General features: G+C 51.0%; 12 protein-coding genes. 6 read left to right on the forward strand and 6 right to left on the reverse strand.

From position 1 onward, the window contains the following. Positions 1-4 precede the first annotated feature (4 nt). The 3 genes from tamA to ABVM99_RS08745 are packed head-to-tail and all read left to right on the forward strand — an operon-like array spanning position 5 to position 5,861. Positions 5-1,738: an autotransporter assembly complex protein TamA gene (gene tamA, locus ABVM99_RS08735; RefSeq protein ID WP_023194692.1), complete on the forward strand. Its 1,734-nt coding sequence runs from the start codon at positions 5-7 to the stop codon at positions 1,736-1,738. Further along, entirely contained in the window at positions 1,735-5,514 is a 3,780-nt protein-coding gene (tamB, locus tag ABVM99_RS08740) for an autotransporter assembly complex protein TamB (RefSeq protein ID WP_023194693.1), read from the forward strand. Before tamA ends, tamB begins: the two co-directional genes overlap by 4 nt. Before the next feature lie 2 nt (positions 5,515-5,516). Then, positions 5,517-5,861, forward strand: coding sequence for a gamma-glutamylcyclotransferase (locus ABVM99_RS08745; protein WP_001219167.1), 345 nt, complete (start codon positions 5,517-5,519; stop codon positions 5,859-5,861). 54 nt (positions 5,862-5,915) lie between these two features. On the opposite strand, the gene ABVM99_RS08750 is transcribed toward ABVM99_RS08745, so the two are convergent. The 4 genes from ABVM99_RS08750 to fbp form a co-directional block, all read right to left on the reverse strand. Then, the gene (locus ABVM99_RS08750) at positions 5,916-7,124 is read right to left on the reverse strand and encodes an MFS transporter (RefSeq protein ID WP_000203131.1); all 1,209 of its coding nucleotides are present in this window, start codon (positions 7,122-7,124) and stop codon (positions 5,916-5,918) included. Next, positions 7,121-8,284 carry a metallo-dependent hydrolase gene (locus tag ABVM99_RS08755; RefSeq protein ID WP_023194694.1) on the reverse strand — a complete coding sequence of 388 codons (1,164 nt, stop codon included), beginning with the start codon at positions 8,282-8,284 and terminating at the stop codon, positions 7,121-7,123. The genes ABVM99_RS08750 and ABVM99_RS08755 overlap by 4 nt, the downstream gene beginning before the upstream one ends. A 409-nt stretch (positions 8,285-8,693) precedes the next feature. Next, positions 8,694-9,224, reverse strand: a complete 531-nt coding sequence (gene ppa, locus ABVM99_RS08760) for an inorganic diphosphatase (RefSeq protein WP_000055079.1) — start codon at positions 9,222-9,224, stop codon at positions 8,694-8,696. Between the two features lie 226 nt (positions 9,225-9,450). After that, on the reverse strand, positions 9,451-10,449 hold the full coding sequence (fbp, locus tag ABVM99_RS08765) for a class 1 fructose-bisphosphatase (RefSeq protein WP_000853764.1): 999 nt from the start codon (positions 10,447-10,449) through the stop codon (positions 9,451-9,453). Between the two features lie 174 nt (positions 10,450-10,623). Here fbp and mpl point away from each other — a divergent pair, with 174 nt between their 5' ends. Continuing rightward, positions 10,624-12,003, forward strand: coding sequence for a UDP-N-acetylmuramate:L-alanyl-gamma-D-glutamyl-meso-diaminopimelate ligase (mpl, locus tag ABVM99_RS08770; RefSeq protein WP_001219833.1), 1,380 nt, complete (start codon positions 10,624-10,626; stop codon positions 12,001-12,003). Positions 12,004-12,493: 490 nt separating this feature from the next. After that, a complete protein-coding gene (iolR, locus tag ABVM99_RS08775; RefSeq protein ID WP_000033840.1) occupies positions 12,494-13,327 on the forward strand; it encodes a myo-inositol utilization transcriptional regulator IolR in 834 nt (277 codons plus the stop codon). A 50-nt stretch (positions 13,328-13,377) separates the two neighbouring features. Here the strand turns inward: iolR and iolT1 are convergent, their stop codons facing one another. Then, positions 13,378-14,811 carry a myo-inositol import MFS transporter IolT1 gene (gene iolT1 / locus ABVM99_RS08780; RefSeq protein WP_000107709.1) on the reverse strand — a complete coding sequence of 478 codons (1,434 nt, stop codon included), beginning with the start codon at positions 14,809-14,811 and terminating at the stop codon, positions 13,378-13,380. A 227-nt stretch (positions 14,812-15,038) separates the two neighbouring features. After that, entirely contained in the window at positions 15,039-15,233 is a 195-nt protein-coding gene (locus ABVM99_RS08785; RefSeq protein WP_024145425.1) for a hypothetical protein, read from the reverse strand. A gap of 36 nt (positions 15,234-15,269) precedes the next feature. Here ABVM99_RS08785 and iolT2 point away from each other — a divergent pair, with 36 nt between their 5' ends. Next, entirely contained in the window at positions 15,270-16,706 is a 1,437-nt protein-coding gene (gene iolT2, locus ABVM99_RS08790) for a myo-inositol import MFS transporter IolT2 (protein ID WP_023138834.1), read from the forward strand. Positions 16,707-16,905: the final 199 nt, after the last annotated feature.

Consider the following 16,905-nt stretch of genomic DNA (forward strand, 5'->3'; position numbering starts at 1 on the left):
AAATGTGCCACATATCCGTCAGTTATGTTGGGTTAGCTTACTGTGCCTGAGCAGTTCTGCGGTAGCCGCAAATGTTCGTCTGAAAGTCGAAGGGCTATCCGGAGAGCTGGAAAAAAACGTTCGCGCACAGCTCTCTACGATTCAGAGCGATGAGGTGACGCCGGATCGGCGCTTTCGCGCCCGAGTTGATGATGCGATTCGCGAAGGGCTTAAAGCGTTAGGCTATTACGAACCCACTATCAAATTCGACTTGCTTCCACCGCCTGCGAAAGGACGGCAGGTATTAATCGCCAGGGTTACGCCCGGCCAGCCGGTGTTGATTGGCGGTACAGAAGTCATTTTACGCGGCGGCGCGCGTACGGACAAAGATTATCTGGCCTTACTGAAAACGCGTCCGGCAATCGGCACGGTGCTGAACCAGGGAGACTATGACAATTTTAAAAAGTCGTTAACCAGCGTGTCGCTACGTAAAGGCTATTTCGACAGCGAATTCGTTAAAAGTCAGTTGGGAATTGCTCTGGGCCGTCATCAGGCGTTTTGGGATATTGATTATGATAGCGGTGAGCGCTATCGCTTCGGACCTGTCACCTTCGAAGGTTCGCAGATTCGTGATGAATATTTACAAAATCTGTTGCCGTTTAAAGAGGGTGATGAGTACGAATCGAAAGATTTGGCGGAACTAAACCGCCGACTTTCCGCTACCGGATGGTTTAATTCTGTCGTGGTGGCGCCGGAATTTGAGAAATCGCGTAAAACAAAAATTCTGCCGTTAAAAGGCGTGGTATCGCCGCGAACCGAAAACACGATTGAAACCGGGGTGGGGTACTCCACCGACGTCGGGCCGCGCGTGAAAGCGTCGTGGAAAAAACCGTGGATGAACTCCTACGGTCATAGCCTGACCACCAGCACCAGTATTTCTGCGCCGGAACAGGTGCTGGATTTTAGTTATAAAATGCCGCTGCTGAAAAACCCGCTGGAGCAATACTATCTGGTACAGGGCGGTTTTAAACGTACCGATTTGAATGATACGGAGCAGGACTCGACCACGCTTGCCGTGTCGCGTTACTGGGACCTTTCCAGCGGTTGGCAGCGGGCGATTAACCTGCGCTGGAGTTTCGACCACTTTACCCAGGGGAACGTCACCAATACCACCATGCTGTTCTACCCGGGCGTGATGATCAGCCGAACCCGCTCGCGAGGGGGGCTGATGCCAACCTGGGGCGATTCGCAGCGCTATTCAGTAGACTATTCGAATACGGCCTGGGGCTCCGACGTGGATTTCTCCGTGCTGCAGGCGCAAAACGTCTGGATTCGGACTTTGTACGATCGCCACCGTTTTGTGATGCGCGGCAATTTAGGCTGGATAGAAACCGGTGATTTCGACAAAGTTCCGCCGGATTTACGTTTCTTCGCCGGGGGCGACCGCAGTATTCGCGGCTATAAATACAAATCTATTTCGCCTAAAGACAGCGACGGCAATCTTAAAGGCGCCTCAAAACTGGCAACCGGATCGTTGGAGTACCAGTATAACGTCACCGGCAAATGGTGGGGGGCGGTGTTTGTCGATAGCGGCGAGGCGGTGAGTGATATTCGCCGCAGCGATTTCAAAACCGGGACCGGGGTCGGCGTGCGCTGGGCGTCGCCGGTTGGGCCTATCAAACTCGATTTTGCCGTACCGGTCGGCGACAAAGACGAACACGGTTTACAGTTTTATATCGGTCTGGGGCCTGAATTATGAGTTTATGGAAGAAAATAAGCCTCGGCGTGTTGATTTTCATTGTGGTGTTACTGGCGAGCGTTGCGTTTCTGGTCGGGACGACGACGGGGCTGCATCTGGTATTCAGTGCGGCGAACCGCTGGGTGCCGGGGCTGGAGATTGGGCAGGTCACCGGCGGCTGGCGGGACTTATCGTTAAAAAATATCCGCTATGAGCAGCCGGGCGTTGCGGTGAATGCGGGCGAAATTCATCTGGCCGTCGGGCTTGATTGCCTGTGGCGCAGTAGCCTGTGCGTCAATGATCTGGCGCTAAAAGACATTAATGTCGCTATCGACAGCAAAAAAATGCCGCCTTCCGAACCGGCGCAAGAAGAGGAAGAAAGCGGACCGCTGAACCTCTCCACCCCCTGGCCCATCACGCTGTCGCGCGTGGCGCTGAATAACATCAATATCAAGATTGATGACACTACCGTTTCGGTGCTGGATTTTACCTCCGGGCTGGCATGGCAGGAGAAAAACCTGACCCTGAAACCGACGCGGCTTCAGGGACTGCTGATTGCGCTGCCGAAGGTCGCTGACGTGGCGCAGGAAGAGGTGGTTGAACCCAAAATCGAGAAACCTCAACCGGATGAAAAGCCGCTTGGCGAAACGCTAAAAGATCTGTTTGCAAAACCGGTAATGCCGGAGATGACCGATGTTCACCTGCCGCTCAATCTGAATATCGAGTCATTTCGCGGCGAGCAGCTACGCATCACTGGCGATACCGATCTGACGGTGCGCACGATGCTGCTTAAAGTCAGCAGTATCGACGGTAATATGAAGCTGGATACTCTGGATATCGAAGCCAACCAGGGCACGGTGAAAGCCTCTGGTACGGCGCAGCTCGCCAATAACTGGCCGGTTGATATTACGCTCAACAGTACGCTGAATATCGATCCGCTAAAGGGTGAAAAGATAAAACTCAAGGTCGGCGGCGCGCTACGCGAACAACTGGAGGTCGGGGTGAACCTTTCCGGGCCGATGGATGTCACGCTTCGCGCCCAGACGCGGCTGGCGGAGGCCGGTTTACCGCTCAATCTTGAAGTCGTCAGCCAACGCATTGCCTGGCCATTGACGGGGGATACCCAGTTTCAGGCTGACGATCTGAAGCTCAAACTGAGCGGTAAGATGACCGACTATACGTTGTCGATGCGAACCGCCGTGAAAGGACAAGATATTCCGCCGGCGACCATCACGCTGGATGCCAAAGGGAATGAGCGGCAGATTAATCTCGATAAACTCACCGTCGCCGCTCTGGAGGGAAAAACCGAACTGAAAGCGCTGGTGGACTGGCAGCAGGCGATTAGCTGGCGTGGCGAACTGACGCTGAATGGCATCAATACCGCTAAAGAGATCCCGGACTGGCCCGCGAAGCTTAACGGCGTCATGAAAACCAAAGGCAGCCTCTACGGCGGCACCTGGCAGATGGATGTCCCGGAGCTCAAGCTGACCGGCAATGTGAAGCAGAACAGCGTTAACGTCAACGGGACGCTAAAGGGCAACAGCTACATGCAGTGGACGATCCCGGGGCTGCACCTTGCGCTGGGCCCAAACAGCGCCGATATAAAAGGCGAGCTTGGCGTTAAGGAGCTGAATCTTGACGCCGCCATCGATGCGCCAGGGCTGGATAATGCGCTGCCAGGGCTGGGCGGCATGGCAAAAGGAATCGTTAAAGTCCGCGGTACGGTAGAAGCGCCGCAGCTGTTGGCGGATATCACTGCCCGCGGCTTGCGCTGGCAGGAGCTGTCTGTCGCCCAGGCGCGCATTGAGGGCGATATTAAATCCACCGATCAGATAGCGGGCCATCTCAACGTTCGCGTAGAGCGGATTTCGCAGCCCGACGTTAACATCAATCTGGTGACGCTTGACGCCAAAGGCAGCGAGAAGCAGCATCAGCTACAGCTCCGTGTTCAGGGAGAACCGGTATCCGGTCAACTCTCCCTGACAGGCAGTTTTGATCGCGAGGCGGCGCGCTGGAAAGGGACGTTAAGCGACACCCGTTTCCAGACGCCAGTGGGGCCATGGTCGTTGACCCGCGCGATTGCGCTGGACTACCGTAATAAAGAACAGAAAATCAGTATCGGGCCGCATTGTTGGCTGAACCCGAACGCCGAGCTGTGCATCCCGCAAACCATTGATGCGGGCGCCGCAGGACGGGCGGTGGTCAATCTCAACCGCTTTGATCTGGCGATGCTGAAGCCATTTATGCCTGATACCACGCAGGCCAGCGGGATCTTTAGCGGGAAAGCGGACGTGTCGTGGGACACCACCCAGGAGGGATTGCCGCAGGGGAAGGTCACGCTTTCCGGTCGTAATGTGAAGGTCACGCAGACCGTCAATGACGCGCCGTTACCGGTCGCGTTTGAGACGCTGAACCTCAGCGCCGATCTGCACAATAATCGCGCCGAGTTGGGGTGGCTGATTCGCCTGACGAACAATGGTCAATTTGATGGCCAGGTGCAGGTAACCGATCCTCAGGGGCGGCGCAATCTCGGCGGTAACGTCAACATGCGCAATCTCAATCTGGCGATGGTCAACCCTGTCTTTTCGCGCGGCGAAAAAGCGGCGGGAATGTTAAACGCCAGGCTACGTCTGGGCGGCGATGTACAAAGCCCGCAGTTGTTTGGTCAGTTGCAGCTTAGCGCGCTGGATATTGACGGTAATTTTATGCCGTTTGAGATGCAGCCGAGCCAGCTCACCATGAACTTTAGCGGGACGCGTTCGACGCTCGCCGGTATCGTGCGAACACAACAAGGGCAAATTAACCTGAACGGCAACGCCGACTGGAGTCAGATTGACAACTGGCGCGCGCGGGTGACGGCGAAAGGCAGCCGGGTGCGGATTACCGTTCCGCCGATGGTGCGCCTGGATGTCTCGCCGGATGTGGTCTTTGACGCGACGCCTTCGCTGTTCACGTTGGATGGGCGTGTGGACGTTCCGTGGGCGCGAATTGTGGTGCACGACCTGCCGGAGAGCGCGGTCGGCGTCTCCAGCGATGTGGTTATGCTCAACAATGACCTGCAACCAGAAACGCCGCAGACAGCGTCTATTCCCATCAACAGTAATCTGACGGTCCACGTCGGCAACAACGTGCGCATCGACGCCTTCGGGCTTAAAGCGCGTTTGACCGGCGATTTGAAAGTCGCGCAGGATAAGCAGGGACTGGGGCTGAATGGTCAAATCAATATTCCTGACGGCCGATTCCGCGCCTACGGCCAGGACCTGCTTGTCCGTAAAGGCGAGCTGCTGTTCTCCGGCCCGCCGGATCAGCCGCTGCTCAATATCGAAGCGATCCGTAACCCTGACGCCACCGAAGACGATGTCATTGCGGGCGTGCGCGTCACAGGCACTGCTGATGAACCCAAAGCGGAAATCTTCTCCGATCCGGCGATGCCGCAGGCTGAAGCGCTTTCTTATCTGCTGCGTGGGCAGGGGTTGGACAGCAATCAGAGTGATAGCGCAGCAATGACTTCCATGCTTATTGGCCTGGGGGTTGCGCAAAGTGGTCAGGTTGTGGGTAAAATCGGAGAGACATTCGGTGTAAGTAATCTGGCGCTGGACACGCAAGGGGTGGGCGATTCGTCCCAGGTTGTGGTCAGCGGCTATGTACTGCCGGGTCTACAGGTGAAGTATGGTGTAGGGATATTTGACTCTCTGGCGACGCTCACGTTACGTTATCGCCTGATGCCTAAGCTATATCTGGAAGCAGTGTCTGGCGTAGATCAGGCACTTGATTTGCTCTATCAGTTTGAGTTTTAGCAATGCGAATATTTGTCTATGGCAGTTTACGACAGAAACAAGGCAACAGTCACTGGATGACCAATGCCCAATTGCTTGGCGATTACCGTATCGATAACTACCAGTTGTATAGTCTGGGCCACTATCCAGGCGCAGTTCCGGGAAACGGAGCGGTATACGGTGAAGTTTATCGAATTGATAACGCCACGCTGGCCGAACTTGATGCTTTGCGCACCAGGGGCGGTGAATACGCACGCCAGTTAATCCAGACGCCTTACGGCAGCGCATGGATGTATGTATATCAACGTCCTGTTGATGGGTTAACTCTGATTGAAAGCGGTGACTGGTTAGACAGAAACCAGCCCTGAACTGAACACGCCACCCTCGGGTGGCGTTGTTTTTTTACATTCTGGCTGATGGCGCTAGCGCCGGGCATGGTGAGCTCTTATTCTGCCGTAGATCAATAATGACGCGCCGCCCAGGATAACAATGCATCCGAGAACCATAAATCCCTGCATATAGCTGCCGGTTGTCCGGTAAAAATAGCCGACCATTAGGCCTGCCAGCGTACCGCCGCCGCCGGCGCCGATGCCATTAATAATACCGGAGGCTGGGCCAATCGCATGGGGTTTAACGTTCGACTGGATAATCGACCAGATATTGGGGGTAAAGCTGGCGGCATAATAACCCATCGCCAGGGTAATGAGCGTGATTTTAAAGCCTGGCGCATCGACAAATGGCAGGAGAAATAACATCACGCCGGGGATTAGTAGGCCCAGTGAAGCAATAAGTACACGCTTTTGTGTTTTATCACTGATCCATGAGATAGGGATTGCCAGTATAACCGCAGTCAGATAAGGCAGAGAACTGACCAATGCTTTACTGAATCCGGTATAGCCGAGAGAATTGACAACCATGGGGATCCATAACGTAATTCCCCAGAACAACATCCCTTGAGTGATGTAGGTAAAAATAAGGAGTAGGAAGGGGGTTCCGCCCAGCGATTCCAGGGTAAGTTTAGTTTTCTCTGTTGGCGCCGGCGCACGATAATAAGGCGCTTCTTCCTGTTTTTTTAGCATTGTTATATAAAGTGGAACCACAACAACAATGCCGATCACACCAGTGATAATAAAAACATTTCGCCAACCGAAGGCAGCATCCAGCGGAGACAAAATCATAAATCCCAAGCCTAATGCCAGGAACTGTCCATAATACTGGATAATGCTGTTCGCCTGCGTCCGTTCTTTGTCTGAAAACCAGTCGCTGGCGAAGCGGGACTGCTGCGGCCAATAAATGCCTTCGGTAATGCCAAGCACCAGCCGACAAATCAAAATAACGTACACTGACGAGGTAAATCCGACAAAAACGGTCGCAATCGACCAGATTAGCACCATCAGAATGACTATTTTTTTCGGATCGTATCGCTGGGTAAATACGCCGCCAAAAATATTTGAAAAGGCATAGCCAATAAGAAATATGGTTAATACAATGCTGGCCGTTGCGCCATCAATATTCAGGTCGTGTGTAATCGTAGGTAACGTAACGGAAAGGTTAGAACGGTCAAGATAAGCAACAAAAAGGCCGAACATTAATGTCGCGCCGATCCGTAGCCATTTTTGCATTGAGGTCATTTTTCAACTCCGTTTGGCCGCGCGCCAAAATCAATTTGACGAAATAATATCTCACCGGATTTTATGGTCATTTGTGGTACCAGCACATGCGTCCCCGTGAGCGTTTCACCATGAATATCGGCAAATTCAACATGCCTGTTTTTTAATTTAAAGATGGCGATATCGGCAAATGCCCCAGGGGCCAGCGTACCAATTTCTGCTGCCATACCCATTAAAACTGCTGGGGTATGGGTACAGGCGTTAATGACATCGGTAAGCGCGACGCCGAGTGCTAAATATTTCGATAAAACCCATGGTAAGGCGTAAACAGGCCAGGCGAGTTTAGTGATGGTTGAGAGATCGCTACTGATGATATCCGGAAGAAAGCCATTGGCGATGGCCCGGCGTGCCGTGTTCATCGAAAAATGGCTGCGACCATTGGCGGCATCAAATATAACGCCTCTTTCCCTTGCCTGACGGACTTCGGCTAAGACAGCGCCTTCATCAGTAAGAATGGTGCTACCTTTGCCGTGAAACGCATGAGCGATAATATCGCCGCGGCGTAGCAAGGAGACAAGTTCTTTCATGGGAACGACGGGATGAGTCGAGTGTATTGCCACGGGGCACCTTAAATCGTTGGCAATACGAAGGGATTCAGTCAGCGGTTTTAAGCCATATTCAGCAATGTCCTCAGTCTGAACCTTGAGTTTTAATCCCTGAAGAACGTTGCGATACTGACGAAACAGCGCGTGGATCTTATTTTCATCAATATTGTCAGGATCATAATTTTCTTGTGACCAGGTTTGGCCCGGCGGCGACACGGTCAGAAACGCTTTGATTCGAACTTTGCTGGCGCAAATCACCGTTCGGTAGAAGGCATCAAAGTTTGCCGTACCGGCAGAACCTGCATCCACGACGGTGGTGACGCCATTCGGCGGCATGTACATATCAGGCCTGACGCCGCCTTCCGTCGCGTCATAAAAAACATGCGCGTGATAATCGATAAGACCGGGAGTGACGATCATACCGTCGGCATGGATAATCCGGGTCTCCGAAGTTACAGGATATTTATCGGCATCAACGATAATATCGTTAATGATGCGTAAATTGTTAATCTCATTAATATTACGAGCGGGATCGATGATATGTCCACCGGTAATTAATATATCATTTTTCATCATAATCTCTTAAAATAGTAAATAATTATGGCAGTCCTTAAAAATATATTAAAAAGTGTGTTTTGAGCGGATATTATGTTGGATTAAAAATACGGTTATTGGTAGGGAGAGCTTAGGATACCTTATTAAAAAGGTAATCGGGCCTATGCACTAAATAAGAATTTGGCGCTTGCTAATATTTAGGGCGTAAGTCCAGAGGAGTCTGCGGGCATTCACAAAACAATTATTATCTTAAGCTTTTTAGAGAAAATGTGAGCGTATTCAACCCTTTTTAATAAAAAATAAGGTAAAGTCTTATTCATTCCGTGAATGTTAAACTAATAATGATAAAAATTGTGTTCTATTCATTAGCCAATAAAAAGGCCCTCATTACTATGAGAGCCTTTATCTTGACGATTATGTAAAAGCGAACTTATTTCTTCGCTGCGCGCTCGAAGGAGGCAACGATTTCCGCTTTAGCCGCTTCGGCGTTGTCCCAACCGTCAACTTTCACCCATTTGCCTTTTTCGAGATCTTTATAATGCTCGAAGAAATGAGTGATCTGCGCTTTCAGCAGTTCCGGCAGATCGTTCACATCTTTAATGTGATCGTACTCTTTGCTCAGTTTGGTGTGCGGTACGGCAACCAGTTTCGCATCTTCACCGGATTCGTCGGTCATTTTCAGTACGCCAACCGGACGGCAACGGATGACGGCGCCTGGTTGCAGCGGGTACGGCGTCGGGACCAGAACGTCTACCGGGTCGCCGTCCAGAGACAGGGTATGGTTGATGTAACCGTAGTTGCACGGATAGAACATCGCGGTGGACATGAAGCGGTCAACGAACAGCGCGCCGCTCTCTTTGTCAACTTCGTATTTGATCGGATCTGCGTTAGCCGGGATCTCGATAACGACGTAGATATCTTCCGGCAGTTCTTTACCCGCCGGGACGTTGAGTAAGCTCATGTCTGTTTCCTTTGAATTTATGACAAACAAGTGGCGAGTATTATAGCCAACTCACGCCGAAAGTCTTCGCTTGTTTTCGTTTCCGCCTCATCTGGCGCGTCGTTGCGGAGCATAAACGACAAAGGTTAAGAACCGAAAAAATCACGGGCCTGATAAGGCAACGCCGCCATCGGACATGTTATTGCCCAATGGCGGCTTCATGCGTTATTCCGCATGGTGGTAAAGATTACGCGTCCGGGTATTCGCGGATAAAGCGTTCCACATCGTCAACCATATGGCGGTTGCCAACGAAGAACGAGCGGCGCTGGTGCAGGCTTTCCGGAATGATATCCAGAATACGTTCTTTACCATCGCTTGCTTTGCCGCCGGCCTGTTCCGCGAGGAACGCCATCGGGTTGCATTCATACAGCAGACGCAGTTTTCCCTGCGGGTGGCTGGCGGTGCTGGGGTAGAGATAGATGCCGCCTTTCAGCAGGTTGCGGTGGAAATCGGCCACCAGAGAGCCAATGTAACGTGAGGTATAAGGGCGACTTGTTGAACTATCCTCTTCCTGGCAGAATTTGATGTACTTCTTCACGCCATTCGGGAATTTAATGTAGTTGCCTTCGTTAATGGAGTAGGTTTTACCCTTTTCCGGGAAACGCATACGTTCCTGGCACAGACAGAACACGCCTAACGACGGATCGTAGGTGAAAGCGTGTACGCCGCAGCCGGTGGTGTAAACCAGCATGGTGGACGAGCCATACACAACATATCCCGCAGCGACCTGTTTGTTGCCGGGTTGCAGGAAATCTTCTTCGGTGACCGGCGTGCCGACGGGCGTCACGCGGCGATAAATCGAGAAAATCGTACCGACAGAGACGTTAACGTCGATGTTAGAAGAGCCATCCAGAGGGTCCATCAGCACCACATATTTCGCGTGTTCGCAGCCTTCAAAGACGACGATTTCGTCCTCTTCTTCCGATGCGATGCCCGCTACAATATCGCGCGCTTTTAGTGCAGCTTTCAGTTTCTCGTTCGCGAACAGATCGAGTTTCTGCTGAACCTCGCCCTGTACGTTCTCAGCACCGCTGGCACCCAGGATATCGACCAGACCGGCCTTGTTGATATCGCGGTGGATGATCTTGGCGCCCAATTTTATTGCCGACAGCAAAGCAGTGAGCTCACCGGTAGCCTGAGAGAACTCGTGCTGCTTTTCGACAATAAATTCACCTAACGTTTTCATAACACTTTCCCTGCAATTGATTGGAGTAAAGCGACCGTAACAATCTTAACAAACATTTCAGATGATGCGCTCAGGTGAATCGCGCCAGCAAAGTACAGATTTACCTGAAATGCGTTTCTCACTTGCCAGACATGTGCGTAAAATGGCTCGCAGATAAAAAAAGGATAGTGACGTATGCGCATTCATATTTTGGGAATTTGTGGCACTTTCATGGGGGGGCTGGCGATGCTGGCTCGCTCGCTTGGTCATGAAGTAACGGGTTCGGACGCCAATGTGTATCCGCCGATGAGTACCTTACTTGAGAAGCAAGGCATTGATCTGATCCAGGGTTATGACGCCAGCCAGCTCGATCCGCAGCCGGATCTGGTGATTATCGGCAATGCGATGACGCGCGGGAATCCGTGCGTGGAAGCGGTGCTGGAAAAAAATATTCCCTTTATGTCTGGTCCACAGTGGCTGCACGACTTTGTGTTGCGCGATCGCTGGGTACTGGCGGTCGCCGGTACCCACGGCAAAACCACGACCGCAGGCATGGCGACCTGGATACTGGAAGCGTGCGGGTACAAACCGGGCTTCGTGATCGGCGGCGTACCGGGCAACTTTGAGGTTTCCGCGCGCCTGGGCGAGAGCCCGTTCTTTGTTATCGAAGCGGATGAGTACGACTGCGCGTTCTTTGATAAACGTTCTAAATTTGTGCATTACTGCCCGCGGACGCTGATCCTCAACAACCTTGAGTTTGATCATGCCGACATCTTCGACGATCTGAAAGCGATCCAGAAGCAGTTCCACCATCTGGTGCGCATCGTGCCGGGGCAGGGGCGCATCATCTGGCCGGAAAACGACATCAACCTGAAACAGACCATGGCGCTGGGCTGCTGGAGCGAGCAGGAGCTGGTGGGCGAGCAGGGACACTGGCAGGCGAAGAAGCTGACTACGGATGCTTCCGAGTGGGAAGTGTGGCTGGACGGCGAAAAAGTCGGCGATGTGAAATGGGGCCTGGTCGGCGAACATAACATGCACAACGGTCTGATGGCGATTGCCGCCGCGCGCCACGTGGGCGTCGCGCCCGCAGAAGCGGCCAGTGCGCTGGGGTCATTTATTAACGCCCGCCGCCGTCTGGAGCTACGCGGTGAAGCGAACGGCGTGACGGTGTATGACGATTTTGCTCACCATCCGACGGCAATTCTGGCCACGCTGGCGGCGCTGCGCGGTAAAGTGGGCGGCACCGCGCGCATTATCGCAGTGCTGGAGCCGCGCTCTAACACGATGAAGATGGGGTTATGCAAGGATGATCTGGCGCCGTCGTTAGGGCGTGCGGATGAAGTGTTCCTGCTGCAGCCGCCGCATATTCCGTGGCAAGTGGCGGAGGTCGCCGAAGCCTGCGTACAGCCTGCTCACTGGAGTGGCGATGTCGATACGCTGGCGGAAATGGTGGTGAAAACCGCACAGCCTGGCGATCACATCCTGGTGATGAGCAACGGCGGTTTCGGCGGCATCCATCAGAAATTGCTGGATGGGCTGGCGAAAAAAGCTCAGAACGTAACAGCGTATTAAATGACTATGCGGTCAGCCAGCTTTGTGGCTGGCTGTTTTATATGGGGCATCTTGCCATCGAAAGCGCATTCCGCTCGCCGGGAGACGTTAAAGCAATACTGAAAAATCATTTGCCGCTCAGTATTGAAAAAGAGTAGACGCATATCCTTAAAGTAATCAGTGTAATACACTAAGAGTGTTCCGCCGGTTGCCGTATGCGGGACGAAAAGAGCCAGTTCGCAATAACAGATGAAGGTTTCGTGATTTATAAACGTCATCTTCTGCCTTTCAACGTTTGCGATGCCGCCTGGCTGCGGGCATCGTCCAGTCATAACAATGCTGATCCTGTCGCATTTATGCGGTCAGATTCAGATTGCTCAGAACCCAGCCCGCCAGCAAATTCTGTACTGAAGGTAACCACAGCGCAATTTGAATGTTGTTAACTGTATGTTCAGTTCATTTGTGCTAATATTGTTATTTACGAAATTTTCGTTCTATTAGAGTATCATGCATGTCTAAACATCAAACTCAACTTTCCTTACTGCAGGATGATATCCGCAGTCGCTATGACAGCCTTAGCAAACGTCTTAAACAAGTTGCTCAGTATATTCTGGATAACAGTAATAGCGTTGCTTTTGACACGGTCGCTTCCATCGCGCAACATGCCGATGTTCCCCCTTCGACACTGATTCGTTTTGCTAATGCGTTTGGTTTTAGCGGATTTAATGAAATGAAACAGGTATTTCGCCAGCACCTGATGGAGGAAACAGTAAGCTATACCGAGCGGGCGCGTCTGTTCAGACAGAAAAATGCGGATGAAGGGGAACCTACCCCGGAAAAGCCGGGTGAAATTCTGAAGCTATTTTCAATGGTGAATGCACAGGTATTACAACAATTACCGGTGCAGATTAAAAATGAGCAGTTGGATGCGGCGGTCAATCTGTTAGCGAAAGCCGACAATATTTATGTGATTGGATTACGTCGTTCGTTTAGCGTGGCCAGTTATTTAACCTACGCATTGCGTCATCTGGAGAGACGGGCATTTTTAATTGACGGTATTGGCGGAATGTTCTCTGAACAGCTAAGTATGGTCAGCCCCGACGATGTCGTTATTGCCATCAGCTACTCGCCTTACGCGCAGGAAGTGGTGGAATTAGTCGAGCTTGGCGCGAAACGCGGTGCGCACCATATTGCGATAACCGATAGCCAGGTCAGCCCGCTGGCAGCGTTCAGTGAAGTCTGTTTTGTGGTACGTGAAGCGCAGGTCGATGGTTTCCGTTCTCAGGTCGCGTCCATGTGTCTGGCGCAAACGTTAGCGGTTTCACTGGCGCTGGCGACGGAGTAAAAAAACAAGCCGATGATCGTATTTAGCGATCATCGGCATTGTGGTGAAACTTAATCAGAATAACGTTCGGTTTGAATTGGCTGCAGTTTTTTTCTGCGTTTTGCTAACACTACGCTCTCCATTTTCTCCAGCGAAATGCCTTTTGTTTCCGGCAGGTAACGGCAGATAAAGAAGTAACTGAAGATGCAGCAGATGGCGAATATCCACATTGGAAATGCGCCGTGGAAATGCGAAAGTAAATACGGGTTTTCATTAATCATCGGGAAGAATTGCGAAACTAAAAAGTTTGCCATCCACATAAATCCGACCGAAATACTCATTCCCTGCGACCTCATCCGGTTAGGGAATATTTCAGAAATAAGCACCCATGCGCCCACGCCCCAGGAAAGCGCGTAGAAAATCATAAAGAACAGCATACCAAATAGCGCGAAATAACCGGTTGCCTGGCTGTACAGCGCCCATGAAGTGAGCAACAAGCCGATGATGCTGCCGATAGTGCCTTTACGCATCAGCGACAAACGCCCCATCTTATCCATGATCATTGCGCCAATAATGGAACCGATAAGCTGAATCACGCCGATCCAGATTGTCTGGAACAGGGCCTCCTGGGCGCTACCGGTCACATCCTTAAGGACGATTGGCGCGTAATACATCATGACGTTAACCCCTGTTACCTGTTGCAGCATAGCGATCATGCAGCCCAGGATCAGGATGAAACGCACGTTCCCGTCGCGGTAATTGAGTTTTTGATGGGCGTTTAGTTGGTCATTTTGCAGTGAGGTTTTTATATCGGCAAGAAGATGTCTGGCATGTTCTTCGTTGGATATTTTGGTCAGTATTTTTAGCGTCTCCTCCTCGCGACCAATCATCATCATCCAGCGGGGAGATTCCGGGATTAAAAAGACTAAAATACAGAACAAAATGCAGGGAATAATGCCCGCAGCAAACATATAGCGCCAGCCAAGTTCAATGAGCCAGGTATCCGCTGCAATCGATGCTATTTTGTAGTTAACGTAGAAGATCAGAATCTGACCGAAAACGATAGCGAACTGCTGCATACTTAATGCTCTGCCGCGCATGTTTTTCGGTGAGACTTCAGACATATACATCGGTGATACTGTTGCCGCCAGGCCGACTGCCAGTCCACCGATAATGCGATAAATCACAAAATGGGTGAACGTGTAGGAGAGGGAGGTGCCCACTGCGGAAATAGTGAATAACAGCGCTGAAACCATCAATGATTTCTTGCGTCCAAAACGTTTGGATAAATATCCGGCGCTAAACGAACCAATAACGCACCCCACCACAACGCAGGAAACCGCCCAGCCGGTCTCAGCAGGAGATAGATGAAAGTAGCTGGTTAGTGAACCAATCGCACCTGAAATAACAGCAGTATCGTAGCCAAATAATATTCCGCCCAGTGCGGCAATCGCGCAGATGCGTAATATGTAACCCGTATTATAACAACTATCTGATGTGGACATAGGTAGATTATCTCCAGAATAAACTTCATCTATCTGTTTGAATTTAGTGAACAAATAGACAAATTCATCTTATGTCGGTCATTGCCGTAGCTCTGCCGACGATCTTATAGCTATTGAGAACTCTCGTTTCACAACCTATGTTTTAATTTCAAAACGATCAATAATGAAACTTATGTTTTGTTATGGGTATCACATTTCGAATTTCATAATCCTGGCGTTTTTTATCGTTAAGATGCTGCGTTTTGCGCAGTGCTCTCCTCTATCTTGGTGAATTTACTTGATTTTATTGCTTTCGTGACAGTGCCTGAGTTCAATTTGTCAGGGGCCGTACTTTTTGTTCTTTCCTGGAACATCTCCATTTCGTGATCTTTTGCATGGAATTTTTCTTCTAATGAATGCAAAAATAAAATGAAAAATTTCATTGGTGTGTTGTTTCCTCAACAGGCAAGGGAGGGATTATGTCTCAGAGAAGTAAGTACAATTCGGCCTATGTGTACGTCCTGTGTTGTATTGCGGCGCTGGCTGGATTGATGTTTGGTTATTCAACGGCGGTGATTACCGGGGTGGTATTGCCTTTACAGCAGTATTACCAACTGACGCCAACCGAGACCGGATGGGCCGTTTCCAGTATCGTGATTGGTTGTATCATCGGCGCGCTGGTCGGTGGAAAAATTGCCGATAAACTGGGGCGTAAACCTGCGCTTCTGATCATTGCGATCATTTTTATCGCTTCTTCCTTAGGGGCGGCGATGAGTGAATCGTTCATGATCTTCTCCCTTTCCCGCATTGTGTGTGGTTTTGCGGTTGGGATGGCCGGAACGGCATCCACCATGTATATGTCTGAACTGGCGCCTGCTGAAATTCGCGGCAAAGCGCTGGGCATTTACAATATTTCCGTGGTATCTGGCCAGGTTATCGTGTTTATAGTCAACTATCTGATAGCAAAAGGAATGCCTGCTGATGTGCTGGTTTCCCAGGGCTGGAAGACTATGCTTTTTGCCCAAGTGGTACCCTCCATTGCGATGTTAGCGATTACGCTTTTCCTACCCGAATCACCGGCATGGTGCGCCCGTAACAACCGCAGCGAAACCCGTTCGATAAAGGTGCTTACCCGGATCTACAGTGGATTAACGGCCACAGATGTGGCCGCTATTTTTGACAGCATGAAAGAAACCGTACGTCCACAGGACAACGTCGCCGGGGGAGAACGCACCAACCTGAAAAGCTCGCCGGTGCTCCGCTATATTCTGTTGGTTGGATGCTGTATCGCCGTTTTGCAACAGTTCACAGGCGTTAACGTAATGAACTATTATGCGCCGCTGGTGTTGCAGAACAGCAGTACCGAAGTGGTTATGTTCCAGACCATTTTTATCGCGGTATGTAATGTGGTGGGCAGTTTTATCGGCATGATCCTGTTCGACCGCTATGGCCGTATACCGATTATGAAAATTGGTACCATCGGCTCAATTGTCGGCCTGTTGATCGCGTCATACGGTTTGTACACCCACGATACAGGCTACATTACCATCTTTGGCATCCTGTTTTTTATGCTGCTGTTTGCCGTCAGCTGGAGCGTTGGCGCATGGGTACTGATTTCTGAGGTTTTCCCTGAAAAGATAAAAGGTTTTGGGATGGGGCTGGCGGTGAGCCTGATGTGGATAGCCAACTTCCTCATCTCACTGTTGTTCCCGGTCATAAATGATAACGCCTGGCTGCAGGAGACCTTCGGCGGCGCTTTCTCGATGTGGATTTTTGTCGTCTTTAATTTGGTCTGCTATGTCTTTATTTCTCGTTATGTGCCGGAAACAAAAGGGGTGCCGCTAACAGAAATTGAACGGCTGGCCGAGAACAAGCTGCGTGAAATTCAGGGGAAACGTCGCGATGTAATAGCCTGATACCTCTCCAATATTAGCGGAGAATATCCAGAGATATTCTCCGCTGGTTACACAACCTTTACTCCCTCCAGCGAGTGCGCACAGGATATACCCTGTTGAAATCTCCCCAGTGTTTACCACCTCTACGTAACTAATTGATCCATAATAATATTGGCAAATAGGGTAAGTCTTCTTCTGCATCATTATTTTATTGCGTATT

Source organism: Salmonella sp. SJTUF15591 (assembly GCF_043356435.1).
Lineage (GTDB): Bacteria > Pseudomonadota > Gammaproteobacteria > Enterobacterales > Enterobacteriaceae > Salmonella > Salmonella enterica.

Excerpts from the sequence above, each read along its gene's own strand:
- tamB (WP_023194693.1), top strand. The coding sequence starts at position 1,735 with ATGAGTTTATGGAAGAAAATAAGCCTCGGCGTGTTGATTTTCATTGTG.
- ABVM99_RS08745 (WP_001219167.1), top strand. The coding sequence starts at position 5,517 with ATGCGAATATTTGTCTATGGCAGTTTACGACAGAAACAAGGCAACAGT.
- ABVM99_RS08750 (WP_000203131.1), bottom strand. The coding sequence starts at position 7,124 with ATGACCTCAATGCAAAAATGGCTACGGATCGGCGCGACATTAATGTTC.
- ABVM99_RS08755 (WP_023194694.1), bottom strand. The coding sequence starts at position 8,284 with ATGATGAAAAATGATATATTAATTACCGGTGGACATATCATCGATCCC.
- ppa (WP_000055079.1), bottom strand. The coding sequence starts at position 9,224 with ATGAGCTTACTCAACGTCCCGGCGGGTAAAGAACTGCCGGAAGATATC.
- fbp (WP_000853764.1), bottom strand. The coding sequence starts at position 10,449 with ATGAAAACGTTAGGTGAATTTATTGTCGAAAAGCAGCACGAGTTCTCT.
- mpl (WP_001219833.1), top strand. The coding sequence starts at position 10,624 with ATGCGCATTCATATTTTGGGAATTTGTGGCACTTTCATGGGGGGGCTG.
- iolR (WP_000033840.1), top strand. The coding sequence starts at position 12,494 with ATGTCTAAACATCAAACTCAACTTTCCTTACTGCAGGATGATATCCGC.
- iolT1 (WP_000107709.1), bottom strand. The coding sequence starts at position 14,811 with ATGTCCACATCAGATAGTTGTTATAATACGGGTTACATATTACGCATC.
- ABVM99_RS08785 (WP_024145425.1), bottom strand. The coding sequence starts at position 15,233 with ATGAAATTTTTCATTTTATTTTTGCATTCATTAGAAGAAAAATTCCAT.
- iolT2 (WP_023138834.1), top strand. The coding sequence starts at position 15,270 with ATGTCTCAGAGAAGTAAGTACAATTCGGCCTATGTGTACGTCCTGTGT.